The following is a 17,923-nucleotide window of genomic DNA, read 5'->3' as shown; positions in this document are numbered from 1 at the left end:
GAACCCACCCCAAACCCAGGGGTTCCCCTTCGCCCCGACCCTCCACACCCCACGCCCTCAACCCACTGCACCCGCCGATCGACACCGCCCGCCCGCGAAAGCGGTCACCGCCGCCCGGGCTTCCGCCAGCAGCCGCAAGTGGCGCTGTCAGGTGAGGGTGTCGGTGGGTGGGGGATTCGGGGTGGGGGTGGGGCGGAGGGAGATGAGGCGGTGGACCTGAAGGGGTTCGGCTTTGCCTTTGAGGTCCAGGAGGCCGATCGACTCGGTGACGGCCTCTGGCAGCAGGGCTTTGGTGCCAGGGCCGATGGCGACTCCTCCGCCGGGTGCCTGGCCTTCGATCCGGGAGGCGACGTTGACCGTGTCGCCGATGACCGTGTGGGTCCGGCCGCCCTCGGTGCCGAGCAGGCTGACCGAGGCGACTCCGCTGTTGATGCCGACCCGGAACTGCGGCCAGTCCGGATGCGCCGCCCGGACGACCGCCGCTGCCTCCTGCAGCGCCAGTCCGGCCGCGGCCGCTCGGGCCGCGTGGTCCGGCTGGTCGCCCCGCTTGTTGAACGTGACCATCAGCGCGTCCCCGATGATCCGATCCACCTCACCACCGTGCCTGCGGACCACCGGCGGTACGGCGACCTCGAAGTACGTGTTGAGCATGGCGGTGACCTCGCCCGGCTCGTGGTTCTCCGAGAAGGTGGTGAAGCCCTGGAGATCGGCGAAGAGCACGCTCAGTTCGCGCCGGCCGGACACCGTGTCGGCGAGGTACAGGTCCGAGAAGCGCTCCTCGTGCCACTGGATCCGTACCCCGGCGACCACGAGGATGAACGCGAGCAGGAGCAGCACATGCCACTCCCACCACGACAGCGCCCAGTTCCGCGAGAAGACGAGCGCCACCATCGCCTCGCCCAGCAGGACGAAGGCCGCGATCATCGACAACAACATCAGCGACGGCCGCAACCACCACAGCCTGAGGTAGCGGGCGGCCGTGACGGCGTACAACAAGACCGAGGGCACGGCGAGCGCGGTCAGGATCCCGTCGGCGCTCTCGGGCACCGTCGTACTGTGCAGCGGCGGCAGCCGGGTCACCGAGGCAACCGCCCACAACGCCATCAGGACAAACAGTCCCGTGCGCAGAAGCCGCCCCCACCGCATCGCCCTCGGCAGCCGTGGACCAGTCAGGTTCGGGCTCGACAACAGCGCGAAGATCGAGCCGATCGTGATCCCGACCGGCGTGGCCAGCACGAACCCGACATTGGGCGTGTCGAGCAGTACGCCGGGCGTCGCCAGCGCGTGCAACGCCAGAAACCCCGAGGCCGACAGGAACGCCAGCGCAACGAACAGCACTCGCGGATCCCCACGCTGCAAGGCAGCAGCCCCGGTGGAATAAGCCAGTACTGCGCTGAGCGCCGCCGTGATCAGCACGAGCCAGAAGTGTGACGGGTGGTGCTCCCAATGCACGTCGAGCTGTGGTCGCCGGATGAGCAACGCCAACCCCGCCAATGGCACCAACAGGGCCACAGCGGTGGCCACCAGCATCGCCGGGGAGTAGATGAACCGGCGTTTAGCCATCCGCGGCCTTGAAGTGCTCGTGGATCTGCGACACCACCACCGAGCCCTCGCCGACGGCGGAGGCGACCCTCTTGACCGAGCCGCAGCGCACGTCGCCGACCACGAACAGCCCGGGAACGGTGGACTCGTAGGGCTTCGGTGGACGCGACTGCTTCCACAACGGATCGGCCGCCGCGTCCGAACCGGCGAGGACGTACCCGTGCTCGTCCCGCCCGATCTCCGGCAGCCACCCCGTCCTGGGCTCGGCCCCGATCATCACGAACAATCCGTCGACGTCGAGGGTTTCCTCCTCACCGGTCCGCCGATGCCGCAGCACGATGTTCTGCAACCTGCCGCTGCCACCTCCGCCGACGATTTCGCTCGACGTACGGACGACCACGTTCGGCGCTGCGTCGATCGCGTCGATCAGGTAGCGCGACATGCTCGTGGCAAGCGTCTCGCCCCGAATCACGATGCTGACCTGGCGGCAGTAGCGGGCCAGGTGCAGCACAGCCTGCCCGGCCGAGTTGCCGCCGCCCACGACACAGGCGTCGCGACCGGTGAGCCCATGAGCCTCGGAGACGCTGGCGCCGTAGTACACGCCGGCGCTGGTCAGCGCCTCCAGTTCCGGTACGCCGAGGCGGCGGTAGGCGACCCCGGTCGCCAGGACGACCGCGCGAGCCGTGACCTCGCCGACGTCACCGATCTCCGCGAGGAAACCGCCCGCGTTCTGCTCGAGCCGCGTCACCTGGCGCATGAGCAGGAAGTGCGCGCCGAACACCCACGCCTGCTGGTAGCCGCGTTGGGCCAGTTCCGACCCGGTGACACCGCGCGAGAAGCCGAGGTAGTTGCGGATCAGCGAGCTCGTCCCGGCCTGCCCGCCGATCGCCTCCCGCTCGACCACGAGCGTCCGGAGCCCTTCGGACGACGCGTAGACCGCGGCAGCCAGCCCGGCCGGCCCACCACCGATCACCAGTACGTCGAACGCGCGCCGCTCGTCGGCCAACGTGGTGCGGACGCCCCAAGCCTCGGCGACCTCGGCATCGGTCGGGTCGTGCAGGACCGTACTGCCGACCGCCGCCAACCACACCAGTACTCCGGCCCCGGGATCCGGCTCGTGGATCGCGTGCAGGACATCGTTCGCCTCGGGGGAACCGCTCGGCCGGAAGGCGTTCGGGATCCCGTTGCGGGTCAGCAGACTCGTGATCGCGTGCGCCCGGGCCGAGTGTTCCTCGGCGACGACCACGACCTCGCGCCAGTTCGCGGTCTCGTTGCGGGACCACTCCTGGACGAACTCCGCGACCGTGCGGTGGAACAACTCGTCACGGTTGATCCACGGCTTCAGGACGTAGTAGCTGATGTCGCCGACGGCCATCGCGGCCAGGATCGCCGCGGCCGTGTCGCGGTCGGCCCAGGCGCCCCAGGGGATCAGCATCGCTCGGCGCGCGTCCGGATGCAGAGTCCGGGCCTGATGGAGGACCGCGGATCGCTCGGCGGCCGGCAGTTCGTGGTCGACCAGGACGACCGCGACGCGTTGCTCGAATTCGTGGGCGAGCTCCAGAGCGCGCAGGGCGTCGGGCGCGGTCAGTTCGCCCCGGACCCGGAAGTCGACTCCGAAACTTCGCTCGAGCTCGCTCTCGAGCCGATCCAGACGCTCGGGGTCGACATCGACCACCAGCAGCAGTGGCCTCGCCGCCCGGAGACTCGGCTTACGGCCGGGTTCCCCACCCATGCTGTGACAGTAAGTCCGGCGGTCGGCCTGGGCAACGGATCATACGTTTGATCGCCGGTCCTGTCCGCCCCAGTGGGACAGGACCGGCGACGCTTGCTACCGGTCCGCTCGTCGCGTGCCGAGGTTCGCCCCGTGGCGTGTAGCCGGATCCACCGCGGAGTGTCTGCCGGGCTAGTTCACGCTGACCGCGGACCAGGCCGCCGCGACACCCGCGCGCTCGGCGCCGGCCGCGCCGTACAGGTCGGTGGCCGCGTTCAGGGTCGCGGTCCGGGCCTGCGCGTAGGTGGTGCCGGTGGTCATGTAGGTGGTCAGCGCGCGGTACCAGATCTTGGCGACCTTGTCGTGGCCGATGCCGGTCACAGTGGTGCCGTTGCAGGTCGTCGAGTTGTGCGGCAGGCCGCCGATGGTCTTGGCGCCGCTGCCCTCGGAGGCGAGGTAGACGAAGTGGTTCGCCACGCCGGAGGAGTAGTGCACGTCCAGGTTGCCGACGCCGGCGGAGTAGCAGTCGACGGAGTTGCCGTCCTTGCTCGGCGTGTCCATGTACCGCAGCGCCGGGCGGTCCTTCATGATCTCCTCGCCGATGTAGTAGTCACCCGGGTCGTTGGCGTTGTTGGAGTAGAACTCGACCATGGTGCCGAAGATGTCGCTGGTGGCCTCGTTCAGGCCGCCGGACTCGCCGGAGTACGTGAGGTTCGCGGTGGCCGAGGTGACGCCGTGGGACATCTCGTGGCCGGCCACGTCGATCGACACGAGCGGTCCGGCGACCACGCCGTCCCCGTCGCCGTACGTCATCTTCTTGCCGTCCCAGAAGGCGTTCACGTAGTTGGTGCCGTAGTGGACGCGGCTCGGGACACCCTTGCCGTTGTTGAAGATTCCGTTCCGGCCGTGGATGTTCTTGTAGTAGTCGAACGTGGTGGCGGCGCCGTAGTGCGCGTCCACCGCGGCCGAGGCCCGGTCGGTGTTCAGGCCGTTGCCCCAGTGGTTGTCGGCGTCGGTGAACTTGACCGCCACCGGGCATCCGATGCCGAACAGTTGGCACAGGATCGAGTCGGTCTTGTTCTGGGCGTCGAGGGTCGTTCCCCCGCCACGAACCGCGTCCGTCAGCGTGAAGCCGCCCGTCGCCGTGGAGGTGTCGATGGGCACCGTCCCGGAGTAGAGGCTCTTGCCGTCGCCAGTCGCCGTGTGGATGTGCTGCTCGCTCACCAACTTGGCGCCCGTCAGCGCGTCCACAGTTGTGGTGACGTGGCTCGGGGTGCCGTCGGCCCGCGTCCCGCCGCTGGTGACCAGGTAGGCGAGTCGCGGAGCGCCCTTGCGGGCCTCGATCACCAGGGACGGCTTCCCCTCGGCCTTGAGGCCGCCGGTGAGCGCCTTGGCGGTGGCCTGAGCCACGGAGACCTTCGGAGTACGGCTGACGTCGGCAGAGCGGCTCAGGGTCAGGCTGGCGCCCTTCCAGGCTCCGTCCTTGGCCTGGTGGACCACCACGTCGCCGCCCAGTACCGGCAGGCCGCCGATGCTGCGGTCCATCCGGACGTGGCTGGAGCCGTCCGCGTCGACGATGACGTCCCGTACTGCGAACTTGTCGGCTCCGGTGGCGCGCAGCGTGCCTAGGTTCGCGGAGATCGCGGCCGTGGCCCGGACGACCGCTGCGGCGAGGGTCGGGCCGGGCTCTGCCTTGGGCGCGCCGGTGGCCGTGGAGGCTGCGGTGAACCCCAGGGCGGTCGCGGTCGCCACTGCGGTGGCAGGTGCGAGCAGGGCGGATTTGTTCATCCTCGTGCTCCTTCAAGAGTGTCCCGGGGGCCTCACGCCCCAGGAACGAAGTGCTGGAACGTTACCGCCCGGTCACCTAGGGTGGCCAGAGGTTGGGAAAAGTTGCCTTTCCCGCGCGCTCGCGGACTTTTGGTCCGAGCCGGGCGGTACGGTCGCGCCATGGCGGCGACCAAGGCAATCGAGCTGGAGATCGCGGGGCGGACGGTCCGGGTCAGCAACCCGGACAAGCCGTACTTCGCGGACCGTGGACTGACCAAGCTGGACATCGTGAATTACTTCGTCGCGGTCGGCGACGGCATTCTCGGCGCCCTCCGGGACCGCCCAACCACGCTGGAGCGCTGGCCGGGCGGCTGGTTCGAGGGCGCGAAGCTGTCCACCCGGATGGACAACAGGGGCGACGCGTTCTACCAGAAGCGGGTCGCCAAGGGAGCTCCCGACTGGGTGGAGACGGCGACCATCAAGTTCCCCAGCGGCCGGCCGGCGGACGAGGTCTGCCCGACCGAACTGGCCGTCGTCGCCTGGGCGGTGAACCTCGGCACTCTGACTTTCCACCCCTGGCCGGTGCGACGCCCTGAGCTCGACTCACCCGACCAGTTGAGGATCGACCTCGACCCGCAACCTGGTACGGACTTCAAGAGCGCGGCAGCCGTCGCTCCGGCCCTCCGCGAACTCCTGGCCGAGCACGGCCTCGAAGGCTTCCCCAAGACCTCCGGTGGCCGCGGGCTCCACGTCTACGTGCCCATCGAACCTCGGTGGACCTTCGTCGAAGCCCGCCGCGCGGTGATCGCCCTGGGCCGGGAGCTCTCGCACCGCCTGCCCGAGCAGGTCACCGTCAACTGGTGGAAGGAGGAACGCGGCGAACGAGTCTTCATCGATTACAACCAGATGGCCCGCGACCGCACCATCGCCTCCGCGTACTCGGTCCGCCCCAACGCCCGAGCCCGCGTCTCCGCTCCGCTCCGCTGGGAAGAACTCGACGACGTGGTCCCCGACGACTTCGACGTCCTCACCATGCCCGCCCGCTTCGCCGAAGTAGGCGACCTCCACGCCGCAGTCGCCGAGAAGGCCTTCTCCCTCGACTCCCTCCTGGACCTCTCCGCCAAACACGAACGAGACCTGGGCGAAGCCGACCTCCCCTATCCACCCGAATACCCCAAGATGCCCGGCGAACCCAAACGAGTCCAACCCTCCAAAGACCGAGACCGTCCCAAGGACTGATCCAACCACCCTCCCCACCGCCGCACCGGATGCACGCGACGCGGGTTGCGCCGGCACGACGCGCGACGACCGAGCCCACGGGCGTCCGGTCGTACGGCGGGAGCGGTGTCGCGCGGGTACGGCGGCGCGGGCTGGGCAGTAGCTCGGGCGGACCTCCACGCCATCAATGCCAGCCACGCTGGGCGATGGCGCGGCTCAGCTCAGCGGCGGCGGGGCGATTGTGATGGGGTGCGCGTCCGCGAGCCACGCGAAGTGGCGGTCGGAGGCATGTACGGCAGGGAGGTGGACGCAACCGCAGCCACAGGGGGAGGCGGGGAGACGGCAGCAACCACAGGGGAAGACTGGGAGAGCTCCGACTGCGATCAGTCGCGTTGCGAGTTAACCGCAACCACAACTAAAACGTCCGCAAAGCCCCGCCGTCGATCGGGATGATCGCACCGGTTATATACGAAGCGACCGGCGACAACACGAACGCGGCCACCCGTCCGAACTCCTCCGGATTCCCGTACCGCCGCAGGGGAATCGTCTTCTCCGAAGCCCGCCGCGCGGCGTCCGGATCCCCGCTCCTCCCGTCCAGCTCCTTCAACCGATCCGTGGCGATCCGCCCCGGCATCAGCCCGTTGACCCGGATCCCGTTCGGCCCGAGCTCGTCGGCGAGCGTCTTCGCCACCATCGCCAACCCCGGCCGCAGCCCGTTGGAGATCGCCAGCCCCGGAATCGGCGACTTCACTGACGACGACAGCACGAACGCGATCGAAGTACCTTCCGATCCCGCGCGAGCCACTGACCGCGCGATCCGCAGCCCACCAAGGAACACGCTGTCGAACGCCGCCCGCCAGTCCTCCTCATCCGACTCCAGCGCAGTACCGGGCCGAGGCCCACCCACGCTGATCAGCGCGCCATGCAATTCGCCCCACTTGGCGATGGCGGTAGCGGCAAGTCGCTCAGCGCTCTCCGGATCGGCGTTGTCCACGGAGATGCCCACGACGTTCTCGCCCAGTTCCGCGGCGGCTCGTGAGATCGACTCCTCGTTGCGGCTGGAGATCACCAGCCGGGCGCCCTCGTCGGCAAGAGCCTTGGCCGTAGCGAATCCGAGGCCGCCGCTGGCGCCCGTGACGATATAGGTGCGATCACGCAGTCCAAGGTCCACGCCCCCATCCTGCCTCACCCGCCCCACTCCCGCTCCCGGCCGCACCGCCCCGTGTGGCATCGATCTCACCACTCGGACAGCAGTCTCAACCACCACACGCCACTCCCACCGTCACCCAGTCCCTCACCTCGTTCGCTCACCCGACACGCCGTCGCTCACTGGTAGCCGAAGGCAAGCAGCCCCAGGACCTCCTGCTCACAGTCGCTGCCGGGGTTGGCATTCCGGTACCACGGAGTGCCGGGCCGGGGACGCGACCAAGCTCGCAGCTGTTGCCAGGGTCCCGCTCAATCGGCTGCCTGGCCGGGTGGGTTCGCCGGCCGGCTCTCGGTGGTTGACGGGTGAGAGGCGGTGTGGCTGGGGTTAGTAGGCGGAGGGGCGGAGTGGGGTGTGGTTTGAGGTGGTCAGGTGCCAGGCGGTGTTGACCAGGCCCAGGTGGGAGAAGGCTTGGGGGAAGTTGCCGAGCATGCACTTGGAGACCGGGTCGTACTCCTCGGCGAGGAGACCCACATCGTTGCGGAGGGCAACCAACTTCTCGTAGAGGTTGCGGGCTTCGCCGGTCCGGCCGATCAGCGCGAGGGAGTCGGCCAGCCAGAAGGAGCAGATCAGGAAGGCGCCTTCGTCGTCGGGGAGTCCGTCGTCGACGTGTTCGGTGAGGTAGCGGCGGACGAAGCCGTCGACGGCGAGTTCCTTGCGGACCGCGTCGACCGTGCCGATCACCCGCGGGTCGTCCGGCGGGAGGAAACCCACCTGGGGGATCAGCAGCGTCGACGCGTCGAGGGCCTTGCTGCCGTACGCCTGCGTGAAGGTGTTCCGCTCGGCGTCGTACGCCTCGGCGCACACCTGGCGGTGGATCTCGTCGGCCGTGGCGCGCCACTGCTTGGCCGGCCCGCCCATCCCGTACCGCTCCACGGCCCGGGCCGCTCGGTCGAACGCCACCCACGCCATCACCTTCGAGTACGTGAACTGCTGCCGCCCGCCGCGCACCTCCCAGATGCCCTCGTCCGCCATCGGCCAGACGTCGCTCAGGTGCCGCATCAACCCGCGCTGAACCGACCAGGCGTCGTCGCTCGGCCCGATCTGGGTCTCCCGGGCGAGGGCGAGCATGTCCATCACCTCGCCGAACACGTCGATCTGCAGTTGGTCGGCCGCCGCGTTCCCGATCCGGACCGGCTGGGAACCGCCGAAACCGGGCAACCACCCGGCCTCGAGTTCGGTCAACCTTCGCTCGCCCGTGACGCCGTACATGATCTGCAGGTCGGCTGGTGCTCCGGCGATGGCCCGGAGCAGCCAGTCGCGCCAAGCCTGGGCCTCTTCGGTGTAGCCCGAGCGGAGCATCGCCGCCAGCGTCATGGTCGCGTCGCGCAGCCAGCAGAACCGGTAGTCCCAGTTGCGCCCGCCGCCGAGCGCCTCGGGCAGCGACGTGGTCGGCGCCGCGACGATGCCGCCGGACGGCATGTACGTGAGCGCCTTCAGCGTCAGCAGTGACCGCGTCACCTCCTCGGCCATCTCGCCCGCGTCCGTACTGCGGCCGATCCACTCGCTCCAGAAGCTCTCGGTGGGCTCGAGCGAGCCGAGTGCGTCGGTCGGTTCTGGAGCGGGCCGGTGCGACTCGTGCCAGGTGAGCACGAACCACGCGCGATCACCCGCGCCGACGGTGAAATCGGCGTACGTCGCGAAGTCCCGGCCGTACTGGTGCACGTCGCTGCGCAGGGCGACCGCGTCGGGACCGGCGACCGCCACGATCTGGTCGTCGACCCGCCGCACCCACGGGGTCACGCTGCCGTAGTCGAACCGCAGCCGCAGCTCCGAGCGCATCGACACGGTGCCGGTGATGCCCTCGACGATCCGGACCACGTCGGGCGCCTCATCGCGGAGCGGCATGAAGTCGAGCACCCGGACCGAGCCGGTCGGGGTGGACCACTCGGTCTCCAGGACGAGGGTGTCACCGCGGTAGTGCCGGCCGCTCTTGGCGTCGGCATCGCGAGGGCGCAGCCGCCAGTGCCCGTTGTCGTCGGTGCCGACCAGCGCGGCGAAGCACGCGGGGGAGTCGAAGCGCGGGAAACAGAGCCAGTCGATCGAGCCGTCAGTCGAGACCAGGGCCGCCGTCTGCAGGTCCCCGATCAGCGCGTAGTCCTCGATCCGCCGGTCCGGCAGGGACCGTCTCCGGCTCGGATCCACCTTCTCCGCCGACCCCACCGGCCCCACCCGCGCCGCTCCCGCCTTCTCCGCCGCCGCCTTCCCCGCCGGTTCCGCCGGACGTGCCGTCTGACTGGCTGCCGTCTTCTGACTTGTCACCATTGACGTCCTGTCTGGAGAAGTAGACCAATCCGCCGACGGCCATCAGGGCGAAGAAGAACCACTGCAGCGCGTAGAAGAAGTGTGGCCCGTCGTCGATCTCCGGACCGGGGAACCCGCCGAAGGCAGAATCGGCCGCCGGTACCTGGCGATCCACGGTCAGGTACCCGTCGTACAGGGTGAGCCCCAGAGCGGACGCGAACTCCGGCCCGTTGATCAGCCGCGCGGTGCCGTCGACCGGCGTACCGCCGCTGGTGTGCCCGCCGCGCTCGCTGCGCCGCAGCCGGCCTGTCACAGTCACTTCGCCGGACGGTACGGCGGGCACGTTGCCCGGGGCCAGCTCTGCGCCCTGCCGGGGCAGGAACCCGCGGTCGACCAGTACTGCGCTGCCGTCGGCCAGCACCAACGGAGTGACGATCTCGAAGCCCGGGCGGTCGTCCACGTTGCGGTACCGCATCACGACCTGTTTGGAGGCGTCGTAGCGCCCGGTGACGACAGCGGTCCGCCAGTCGTGCTGGTCACCGACCACCCGCTGCGGTCCGAGGACCTCGGCCAGCGGGGCCGGGGGAGCGGCCAGGTTGCTGCGGGTGACCTCGTTGCGGGCTTTGCGCTCGTCGAGCCGGTGCAGCTGCCAGCGGCCGAGCTGCACACAGACCCCGGCAAGGACCAGGATCACCAACGCGGCGGCGATCCACCGGGGATTCAACAGACGTCGCGGCGTTCTCGGCACCCTTCGAACTTAAGCCATCCACCGGAACGCCCCACGCTCGGCTGCCCGGGCAACGTAGTCTGGGGCCTGTGACAGCGCCCAGTACGACACTCGGCCTCGCCGACAACTACGGCCGGGTTGCCACCGATCTGAGGGTCTCCCTGACCGACCGGTGCAACCTGCGCTGCACGTACTGCATGCCCGAGGAAGGGCTCGACTGGCTCGCCAAACCCGAGCTGCTGACCGACGACGAGGTGGTCCGCCTGGTCTCGGTGGCCGTCACCCGCCTCGGCGTGGACGAGATCCGCTTCACCGGCGGTGAACCGCTGCTCCGCCGCGGCCTGGTCGGCATCGTCGCCCGTACTACGCAACTGCACCCCCGGCCCGAGGTGTCCTTGACAACCAACGGGATCGGGCTGGCCCGGCAGGCGGAGGCGCTCAAGGAGGCCGGCCTGGACCGGGTGAATGTGAGCCTCGACACGATCCGGCCGGACACCTTCCAGCAGTTGGCCCGCCGGGACCGACTGAAGGATGTCCTGAACGGCCTGGAGGCGGCACACAAAGCCGGCCTCGCCCCGGTCAAGGTCAACGCGGTCCTCATGCGCGGCGTGAACGACCTCGAGGCACCGGAATTGCTGCAGTTCTGCCTCGACCACAGCTACGAGCTGCGGTTCATCGAGCAGATGCCGCTGGACGCCCAGCACGGCTGGAGCCGGGACACGATGATCACCGCCGACGAGATCCTCGAGATCCTCGGCGAGCGCTTCGGCCTGGAACCGGTCGACGCGGCGACCCGGGGCAGCGCGCCGGCCGAGTCCTTCACCGTCCAGGGCGGTCCGGCGACCGTCGGCATCATCGCATCCGTCACCCGTCCGTTCTGCGGTGACTGTGACCGGGTGCGGCTGACGGCCGACGGTCAGGTCCGCGATTGCCTGTTCGCGCGGACCGAGTCGGACCTGCGGGCCGCGCTACGCGCCGGGGCCGACGACGAGGACCTGGCGGAGCGCTGGCGCAAGGCGATGCGGGGCAAACTGCCCGGCCACGGCATCGCCGACCCGAGCTTCCTGCAGCCGGCCCGGCCGATGTCGGCCATCGGCGGCTGACCCGTCGGCGTCCGGACCATCGGCCACCGGCCCTTTTCTGAACCGGAAATTTACTTTTTCAGCTGTAACCTGCGTCGCTAACACACAGCCGACCGCGCCGAAGCCGACTTTCAGGCCGCGAAAGGCTCTACCTCGCGCAGGAATGAACGCCGTGCCAGGAAGTCCGACAGGCTCTCCTTGTGCTCGTCACAAGCCAGCCAGGTCTTGCGCCGGTCCGGGGTGTGGATCTTCGGGTTGTTCCACCGCAGGGCCCAGGTCGCCGGCTTGCCGCATCCCTTTGCAGAGCAGACGGACGGCAGTGCTTCTTCACTCATCAGCAGGGTCTCCTGGGGGCATTCCTGTCAGTGCAGGCAATTGTTACTGACCACTCAATTATCAATAGCCTGGACAAAATGAAGCGACGTCGGACAGCCACGGGGGGAGCCGTCCGACGCCGCATCAAGTCTCTGAATTCCATCAGTGACTTCAGAGCACGCGGGAGATTCTGACACGGATCAGTCTTGAGAATCCAGTCCCGGCGCGGATCACTTTTCGGTGTCGAGATCGGGACCCAGTTCGCCCCGGGCCGGCGGCACGTACACGGCCGCTCCGGAGACTTTCGAGGTGCGTCGCGCGTTGGCCAGCACGACGGCCACCGACGGCAGGAAAACCGCGGCGACGATGAACATCCAGCGCCACGGCGAAGGGGTCAGCACCGCGAGCACGAAGCAGACGATGCGCAACGACATCATCCACGCGTACCGGACGATCCTGCTGTCCAGATCCTCGGACCGGCCGGGCTGAGCGCTCGTCACCGAGATGACGGTCTCGTCGGCCTTGTCACGGCGTCGCGGCATCTATCCTCCTCACCAACACCAACGGTACGCCGCCGCGGAAGCGGCGGCGCACCCAGGCGAAGGGAACTCCGATGACAGATCGCACCTACCGCGTGACCGAGATCGTCGGCACGTCCAAAGAAGGCGTCGACCAGGCGATCACGAACGCGATCACCCGGGCCGGCGAGACCCTGCGGCACCTGGACTGGTTCGAGGTGACCCAGGTCCGCGGCCACATCGTCGACAACGCGATCGACCACTACCAGGTGGGTCTCAAGGTCGGCTTCCGCCTCGAGGACTCCTGATCGCCGGAGTCCGCCGAACCGCGCCGTACCGCTGACCACGCCGTACTGCGAACCACGCCCGGGGGTTGCGCGAACCGCCCGGGCCCGCCCGGTTCGCGGTACGGGCGGGTGCGGGCGATACCGTTCGTGCGGCAGCGCGCTCGACGGCGCAGTTCAGTTCAGTGAGGAGAGGGAATCGTGGCTCGATCGGTACTCGTCACCGGCGGCAGCAGGGGCATCGGCCTGGCCATTGCGACGGCGTTCAAGGAGGCGGGCGACCAGGTCGCCGTCACCTACAACAGCAGTCCACCGCCGGAGGGCTTCCTCGCGCTGAAGTGTGATGTCACGAACGCCGAGCAGGTGGAGGCCGCGTTCGACACCATCCAGGCCGAGCACGGCCCGGTGGAGGTGCTGATCGCCAACGCCGGCATCACCCGCGACACGTTGCTGCTGCGGATGACCGACGAGGACTGGGACGCGGTCATCGCGACCAACCTGACCGGCTCGTTCCGCGTCGCCAAGCGCGCCGCCAAGGGCATGCTGCGGCTGCGCCGGGGCCGGATCGTCTTCATCTCCTCAGTCGTTGGCCTGCTCGGCTCGCCGGGTCAGGTGAACTACGCCGCGAGCAAGGCCGGCCTGGTCGGGATGGCCCGGTCGATGGCCCGTGAGCTCGGCAGCCGCGGTATCACCACCAACGTGGTCGCTCCGGGTTTCGTCGAGACCGACATGACCGCGGTGCTGCCAGAGGAGACCCAGAAGCAGTACCTGAGCCAGATCCCGCTCGGCCGGTTCGGCCTGACCGACGAGATCGCCAAGGTGGTGCGCTGGGTGTCCTCGGATGAGGCCGCCTACATCACCGGCGCGGTCATCCCGGTCGACGGCGGCATCGGCATGGGCCACTAGTCCGGCTCCTCCGTACCACCCCTCCCAGCTCGACATTTTCCAGAAAGGGCAGTGCCCGTGGGCATCCTCGACGGCAAGCGCATCCTGGTCGCGGGCGTCACGCTCGACTCCTCGATCGGGTTCGCCACGGCCAAGGTGGCGCAGGAACAAGGCGCCACCGTGCTGATCTCGAACTTCGGCCGCGCGCTGAACATCACCAAGCGGATCGCCAAGCGGCTGCCGGTCGAACCGCCCGTGCTGGAGCTGGACGTCACCGATGCCGAGCACCTGGCCGGTCTGCCGGACGCGATCCGCGAGCACGTGGACGGCCTGGACGGCGTCGTGCACTCGATTGCCTATGGCAACCCCGAGACGATCCTCGGCGGCAAGTTCCTGGACGGCCCGTGGGACGACGTGTCCCAGGCGGTGCACGTCTCGGCGTACTCGCTGAAGTCTCTGGCGGTGACGTGCGCCCCGCTGATGAGCCGGGGTGGCAGCATCGTCGGGCTGACCTTCGACGCCACCGTCGCCTGGCCGGGGTACGACTGGATGGGCGTGGCGAAGGCCGCGCTGGAGTCGACCTCCCGGTACCTCGCGCGGGACCTCGGCGCGCAGGGGATCCGCTGCAACCTGGTCTCGGCCGGGCCGCTGAAGACGCTCGCGGCGAAGGCGATCCCGGGCTTCGAGAAGTTCGAGGAGCCCTGGCTGGACCGCGCCCCGCTGGGCTGGGACCCGTCCGACCTCGAACCGACCGGCAAGACGATCGTCGGTCTGCTCAGCGACTTCTTCCCCTCCACCACCGGCGAGATCATCCACGTCGACGGCGGTTACCACGCGATGGGTGCCTGAATTGTCCACGTCCCTGGTGGAGCTCCGCGTCCTGGACGGAGCCAACCTCTACTTCAGCCGCGCGGCGGTCAAGCTCACCCTCGACCTGACCGCGCTGATCGACGCCCCGGCGCCGGCCGCGAAGGCGTACGCCTCGGCGCTCGGCCTGGGGACCACCCGGCCGGGCCGGATCGGGTCGGGCTTCCGGCAGCGGTTCGCCGTCCGGGTGGTCGGCCACATCGTCCGCCGGATCGCCCGCGAGGCGGGGATCGGCAGGATCGGCGTCCGGGTCCGCTCGGAGTCGGACGTGCACCGGCTGGTCGTCGCGTTCCCGTGGGCGCACGAACGCCGCGCCCGCGCGCTCGGCCAGGCGATCGTCGACGTCGTCGACGCGTTCGGCGCCGACGAACTGCCCGAACTGGTCGCCTCCGTCGGTGACCGGGTCCGCAACGAGCCGGCCGGCGACCCGCCGCCGACCCTGCGGCCGAAGGTCCCCGTGGTCGCGGTGACCGGCACGAACGGCAAGACCACGACCTCCCGGATGATCGCGCACATCGGCCGGGCCGCCGGGCTGCACGTCGGCTGGTCCAGCACCGACGGCGTGTACTTCGACGGCGAGCTCGTCATGTACGGCGACTTCTCCGGCCCGAGTGGCGCCGGTCAGGTGCTCTCCCAGCCGGGCGTCCAGCTGGCGGTCACCGAGACGGCCCGCGGCGGTATCCTGCGGCGCGGGATCGGCGTCGCCTACAACGACGTCTCGGTGGTCACCAACGTCACGGCCGACCACCTGGGCCTCGGGGGCATCGACACCGTCGACCAGCTCGCCGAGGTGAAGGCGGTTGTCACGAAGATCACCCGCCCGCGCGGCTGGTGCGTCGTGAACGGCGACGACCCGCGCACGTTCGGAATGCGGCTCGGGTCGCCCGCGAAGTGCTGGGTGTTCTCCCGCGACCCCGACTCGCCGTCGATCCGCACCGTACTCGACGAGGGCGGCCGCGCGACCACGGTGCTGGATGGGTTCATCACCGTGCTCGACAACTCCAGCGACGCGGAACCGCTGCTGAAGGTCGTGGACGTCCCGATGACGCTGTCCGGCCTGTCCCACTACAACGTGGAGAACGCGCTCGCGGCGACTTCGGCCGCTCTCGGGCTCGGCCTGTCCCGCAGCGCGGTGATCGAGGGACTCACCTCGTTCACCCCGGGCGAGAACAACCCGGGCCGGATGAACATGTACTCCATCCGCGACTTCACCGTGGTGATCGACCTGGCCCACAACGAGGCCGGGCTCGAGGCGCTGCTGGAGATCATGAACGGCGTCCGTGAACCGGGTGCCCGGCTGTTGCTCGCGCTCGGCTCGCCGGGTGACCGGGCCGACGACATGGTGACCGCGATGGGCGCGATCGGTGCCCGCGGCGCGGACCGGGTGGTGATAGGGCACAAGGGCGACTACCTGCGCGGCCGGCCGCCGGAGGAGCTCGAAGCGGTGTTCCGCGAAGGCACCAGTTCGGTCGGCGTCGACGACGTACCGGCGTTCCCGAGCGAGCTCGATGCGGCCAAGGCGCTGGTCGGCGAGGCACAACCCGGTGACGTAGTCGCTGTGATGTCTCTGCAGGATCGCGCGAGTCTTGACGCCTGGTTGCGGTCCGAGGGGGCTACCGTCGATAACCCGGAGACCTTGAAGAGCAAGGTCGAGCGAGCACAGCACTGACCCCGGGCCCCTCCGCCCGGGGGCGGAACGGGATGTCATGCGCTACTTGTGGTCGGTGCCGGCGGCGGTGATCGCCTGGTTCGTGGTCGGCTTCGCGCCGACCTACCTGAACGGGCTGCCCGACGGCTCGACCACGTTCGTGCCGGCCCGGATCGATCTGCTCGTGCTCGGCGGATTCGCCGGGGGAGTGGTGGCCGGGCTGCTGGTCCGACGGATCCGGATCGTGGTGCCGCTGGTGGCAGTCGTTGCCTTCTGCGCCTGGTGGCTCGGCGGGAACAGCCTGTCTGCCAAGGGTCTGCTGGTCACGTTGCTGGTGGCAAGCGTTATCGGCGCGCTCTTCGGTGCGCTGGGCACCCGTAGCTCGGTGATCGCCGCCTTCGCGCTCGCCGTGCCGGTCGCGTGGTACGCGCTGCGCCCTGCCTCCGAGCTGGAGACCTGGCGCTGGCTCTGGCAGCTGAACGGCCTGCTGGTCGCCGTAGGCCTCGCCCTGCTCCTGTACGTCGCATGCTGGCGGCGCGGGTGGCGTTCGGCGTACTACTGGGTGCCCCTGGCAGCGGTCTACGTGGCGTCGTTTGCCGTGGTGGATGGCGCGCAGGCGATCACCCAGGCGAGAGGCCGTAGTACGGACGAGGTCGCCGACGCGGGAACGGACGCGTTCTTCCAGACCTTCGAGCCGCTGCTCCGGGAGTACTGGCCGTGGTTCGTGCTGGCGGTGCTGCTGGCGATCCCGATGGTCGCGCTGAAGATCCGCGCCCTGCCGCCACCCCCTCCGCCGCCCTCGCCGTACGACGACCGCGGCAATGACGCGGTGCTGTCCGACGACCTGGACTGGGTGGACCGCGAAGAGCCCAAGCGCCGCCTACTGCCGCGCCGCGAACCCGTCGGCTGACGGCGCGCCGGACCGAACCGCTTTAGTGACGCGTCATCCATAAACTCTCCGGTGTCAAGGAACCGCCCATCTTCCCGGAGGCCTCGATGAAATCTCGCCTTGCCCCAGCCGCCGCAGCGACCGCAATCGTGTCGCTCGGCTTGGTCGCCTCGGCATCCGCTCAAACACCTGCCAAGACTTCTGCCGCGTTCGAGTGCCGGCCTGGCATCGCGTGCTTCTACGAAACCACCGCCTTCAGCGGCAACTCCGTCCAGTACTCGGACCCGAGCCCCGGCTGCACGTTGTTGCCATTCGCCCCGGGCTCGCTGTTCAACTGGGGCGACAAAGACATCTACCTCTACACGACCTCGAACTGCACCGGTACAGCGTCGCTAGAGCCGGCCAACAACTTCCACAGCTACCCAGCCCGCACCTTCCCCAGCTTCCAAGCCTCCTAACCCTCCCCACGCCGCTCCTTAAGACACCCAACGCCGCTCCAGGCCGGTTCCCCGCAGACTCCACGCCATCCCGCCGGACGCCAGTGTCGCGCCACCCCCCGCGCGACGCCGGTGTCGCGCCACCGGGGTCCGCACCGCGCCCCGCGCGATACGGGGCTCGCGCGCCGCGGTGGCTTCGCTGATACCACTTTGTGCGCGGGGTGAGCGTGTCCTTCGCGGAGCCATGCTCAGGTCGTGCACAAGGTCGGCGGGATCGGCGGCGGGTGGTGAACTTTGTGCTTGAGCTGAGTGCCCTGGACCAACGGAAACGCTCAGCCGGTGCACAAGGTCGCACCCGCCCCGCCCAGGCGTACCAGCAGATGCTCGAGGAGCGCGGGGCGTCCGACCGGCCCCGCGCCGGGACGGCGCCGGTCCCGCGGCCCCCGCCCGCGTCCCTGGCCGGGACGGCCCCGGTCCCGCGGCCCCCGCCCGGGTCGCGCGCTCGCTCGCCCGACGCCGGGCTCCGCGCCCCACCCGCTGGGCTACGCCCACCCGTTCGCGCCGGGCGCCGCCCGGTCGCGCGGT

The 17,923-nt window shown here is 69.5% G+C and carries 16 protein-coding genes; 8 read left to right on the top strand and 8 right to left on the bottom strand.

Features of this window, described 5'->3' with window-relative positions; genetic code table 11:
* Window positions 1-147: 147 nt before the first annotated feature.
* The 3 genes from ACFPJ1_RS37545 to ACFPJ1_RS37535 form a co-directional block, all read right to left on the bottom strand.
* A complete protein-coding gene (locus ACFPJ1_RS37545; protein ID WP_380111071.1) occupies window positions 148-1,563 on the bottom strand; it encodes an adenylate/guanylate cyclase domain-containing protein in 1,416 nt (471 codons plus the stop codon).
* On the bottom strand, window positions 1,556-3,274 hold the full coding sequence (locus ACFPJ1_RS37540; RefSeq protein ID WP_380111069.1) for an NAD(P)/FAD-dependent oxidoreductase: 1,719 nt from the start codon (window positions 3,272-3,274) through the stop codon (window positions 1,556-1,558). Before ACFPJ1_RS37540 ends, ACFPJ1_RS37545 begins: the two co-directional genes overlap by 8 nt.
* A gap of 171 nt (window positions 3,275-3,445) precedes the next feature.
* The gene (locus ACFPJ1_RS37535) at window positions 3,446-5,041 is read right to left on the bottom strand and encodes a M4 family metallopeptidase (RefSeq protein ID WP_380111067.1); all 1,596 of its coding nucleotides are present in this window, start codon (window positions 5,039-5,041) and stop codon (window positions 3,446-3,448) included.
* A 159-nt stretch (window positions 5,042-5,200) separates the two neighbouring features.
* Between ACFPJ1_RS37535 and ligD the strand changes: the two genes are divergently transcribed.
* Window positions 5,201-6,259, top strand: coding sequence for a non-homologous end-joining DNA ligase (gene ligD, locus ACFPJ1_RS37530; protein ID WP_380111066.1), 1,059 nt, complete (start codon window positions 5,201-5,203; stop codon window positions 6,257-6,259).
* A gap of 394 nt (window positions 6,260-6,653) precedes the next feature.
* Here the strand turns inward: ligD and ACFPJ1_RS37525 are convergent, their stop codons facing one another.
* The 3 genes from ACFPJ1_RS37525 to ACFPJ1_RS37515 all read right to left on the bottom strand — a co-directional run bounded on the left by ACFPJ1_RS37525 (window position 6,654) and on the right by ACFPJ1_RS37515 (window position 10,434).
* On the bottom strand, window positions 6,654-7,409 hold the full coding sequence (locus ACFPJ1_RS37525) for an SDR family oxidoreductase (RefSeq protein WP_380111065.1): 756 nt from the start codon (window positions 7,407-7,409) through the stop codon (window positions 6,654-6,656).
* Window positions 7,410-7,769: 360 nt separating this feature from the next.
* Window positions 7,770-9,605: a glycoside hydrolase family 15 protein gene (locus ACFPJ1_RS37520; protein WP_380111064.1), complete on the bottom strand. Its 1,836-nt coding sequence runs from the start codon at window positions 9,603-9,605 to the stop codon at window positions 7,770-7,772.
* Entirely contained in the window at window positions 9,493-10,434 is a 942-nt protein-coding gene (locus ACFPJ1_RS37515) for an SURF1 family cytochrome oxidase biogenesis protein (protein WP_380111063.1), read from the bottom strand. The genes ACFPJ1_RS37520 and ACFPJ1_RS37515 overlap by 113 nt, the downstream gene beginning before the upstream one ends.
* A 68-nt stretch (window positions 10,435-10,502) precedes the next feature.
* Between ACFPJ1_RS37515 and moaA the strand changes: the two genes are divergently transcribed.
* A complete protein-coding gene (gene moaA, locus ACFPJ1_RS37510) occupies window positions 10,503-11,516 on the top strand; it encodes a GTP 3',8-cyclase MoaA (protein ID WP_380111062.1) in 1,014 nt (337 codons plus the stop codon).
* A 110-nt stretch (window positions 11,517-11,626) separates the two neighbouring features.
* Here the strand turns inward: moaA and ACFPJ1_RS37505 are convergent, their stop codons facing one another.
* Both ACFPJ1_RS37505 and ACFPJ1_RS37500 read right to left on the bottom strand, forming a co-directional pair.
* Window positions 11,627-11,830, bottom strand: coding sequence for a hypothetical protein (locus tag ACFPJ1_RS37505; RefSeq protein ID WP_380111061.1), 204 nt, complete (start codon window positions 11,828-11,830; stop codon window positions 11,627-11,629).
* A gap of 210 nt (window positions 11,831-12,040) precedes the next feature.
* On the bottom strand, window positions 12,041-12,352 hold the full coding sequence (locus tag ACFPJ1_RS37500) for a DUF3099 domain-containing protein (RefSeq protein WP_380111060.1): 312 nt from the start codon (window positions 12,350-12,352) through the stop codon (window positions 12,041-12,043).
* Between the two features lie 71 nt (window positions 12,353-12,423).
* Here ACFPJ1_RS37500 and ACFPJ1_RS37495 point away from each other — a divergent pair, with 71 nt between their 5' ends.
* From ACFPJ1_RS37495 to ACFPJ1_RS37470, 6 genes are all read left to right on the top strand, one after another.
* Window positions 12,424-12,636 carry a dodecin gene (locus ACFPJ1_RS37495; RefSeq protein ID WP_132300368.1) on the top strand — a complete coding sequence of 71 codons (213 nt, stop codon included), beginning with the start codon at window positions 12,424-12,426 and terminating at the stop codon, window positions 12,634-12,636.
* A gap of 177 nt (window positions 12,637-12,813) precedes the next feature.
* A complete protein-coding gene (gene fabG / locus ACFPJ1_RS37490) occupies window positions 12,814-13,518 on the top strand; it encodes a 3-oxoacyl-[acyl-carrier-protein] reductase (protein ID WP_380111059.1) in 705 nt (234 codons plus the stop codon).
* A 57-nt stretch (window positions 13,519-13,575) separates the two neighbouring features.
* Entirely contained in the window at window positions 13,576-14,346 is a 771-nt protein-coding gene (gene fabI / locus ACFPJ1_RS37485) for an enoyl-ACP reductase FabI (RefSeq protein WP_380111058.1), read from the top strand.
* Window positions 14,339-16,033 carry a Mur ligase family protein gene (locus ACFPJ1_RS37480; RefSeq protein WP_380111057.1) on the top strand — a complete coding sequence of 565 codons (1,695 nt, stop codon included), beginning with the start codon at window positions 14,339-14,341 and terminating at the stop codon, window positions 16,031-16,033. Before fabI ends, ACFPJ1_RS37480 begins: the two co-directional genes overlap by 8 nt.
* A 37-nt stretch (window positions 16,034-16,070) precedes the next feature.
* The gene (locus ACFPJ1_RS37475) at window positions 16,071-16,922 is read left to right on the top strand and encodes a hypothetical protein (protein ID WP_380111056.1); all 852 of its coding nucleotides are present in this window, start codon (window positions 16,071-16,073) and stop codon (window positions 16,920-16,922) included.
* Between the two features lie 86 nt (window positions 16,923-17,008).
* Entirely contained in the window at window positions 17,009-17,359 is a 351-nt protein-coding gene (locus tag ACFPJ1_RS37470; RefSeq protein WP_380111055.1) for a peptidase inhibitor family I36 protein, read from the top strand.
* Window positions 17,360-17,923: the final 564 nt, after the last annotated feature.

The sequence above is a fragment of the Kribbella qitaiheensis genome, from assembly GCF_042657745.1.
Taxonomy (GTDB): Bacteria; Actinomycetota; Actinomycetes; order Propionibacteriales; family Kribbellaceae; genus Kribbella; species Kribbella qitaiheensis.
Note: the sequence above shows the minus strand (reverse complement) of the source record. Positions and strands in the feature narration are given on the sequence as shown.

Coding starts and splice junctions, on each gene's coding strand:
- ACFPJ1_RS37545 (WP_380111071.1), bottom strand. CDS start 1,563: ATGGCTAAACGCCGGTTCATCTACTCCCCGGCGATGCTGGTGGCCACC.
- ACFPJ1_RS37540 (WP_380111069.1), bottom strand. CDS start 3,274: ATGGGTGGGGAACCCGGCCGTAAGCCGAGTCTCCGGGCGGCGAGGCCA.
- ACFPJ1_RS37535 (WP_380111067.1), bottom strand. CDS start 5,041: ATGAACAAATCCGCCCTGCTCGCACCTGCCACCGCAGTGGCGACCGCG.
- ligD (WP_380111066.1), top strand. CDS start 5,201: ATGGCGGCGACCAAGGCAATCGAGCTGGAGATCGCGGGGCGGACGGTC.
- ACFPJ1_RS37505 (WP_380111061.1), bottom strand. CDS start 11,830: ATGAGTGAAGAAGCACTGCCGTCCGTCTGCTCTGCAAAGGGATGCGGC.
- ACFPJ1_RS37500 (WP_380111060.1), bottom strand. CDS start 12,352: ATGCCGCGACGCCGTGACAAGGCCGACGAGACCGTCATCTCGGTGACG.
- ACFPJ1_RS37495 (WP_132300368.1), top strand. CDS start 12,424: ATGACAGATCGCACCTACCGCGTGACCGAGATCGTCGGCACGTCCAAA.
- ACFPJ1_RS37475 (WP_380111056.1), top strand. CDS start 16,071: ATGCGCTACTTGTGGTCGGTGCCGGCGGCGGTGATCGCCTGGTTCGTG.
- ACFPJ1_RS37470 (WP_380111055.1), top strand. CDS start 17,009: ATGAAATCTCGCCTTGCCCCAGCCGCCGCAGCGACCGCAATCGTGTCG.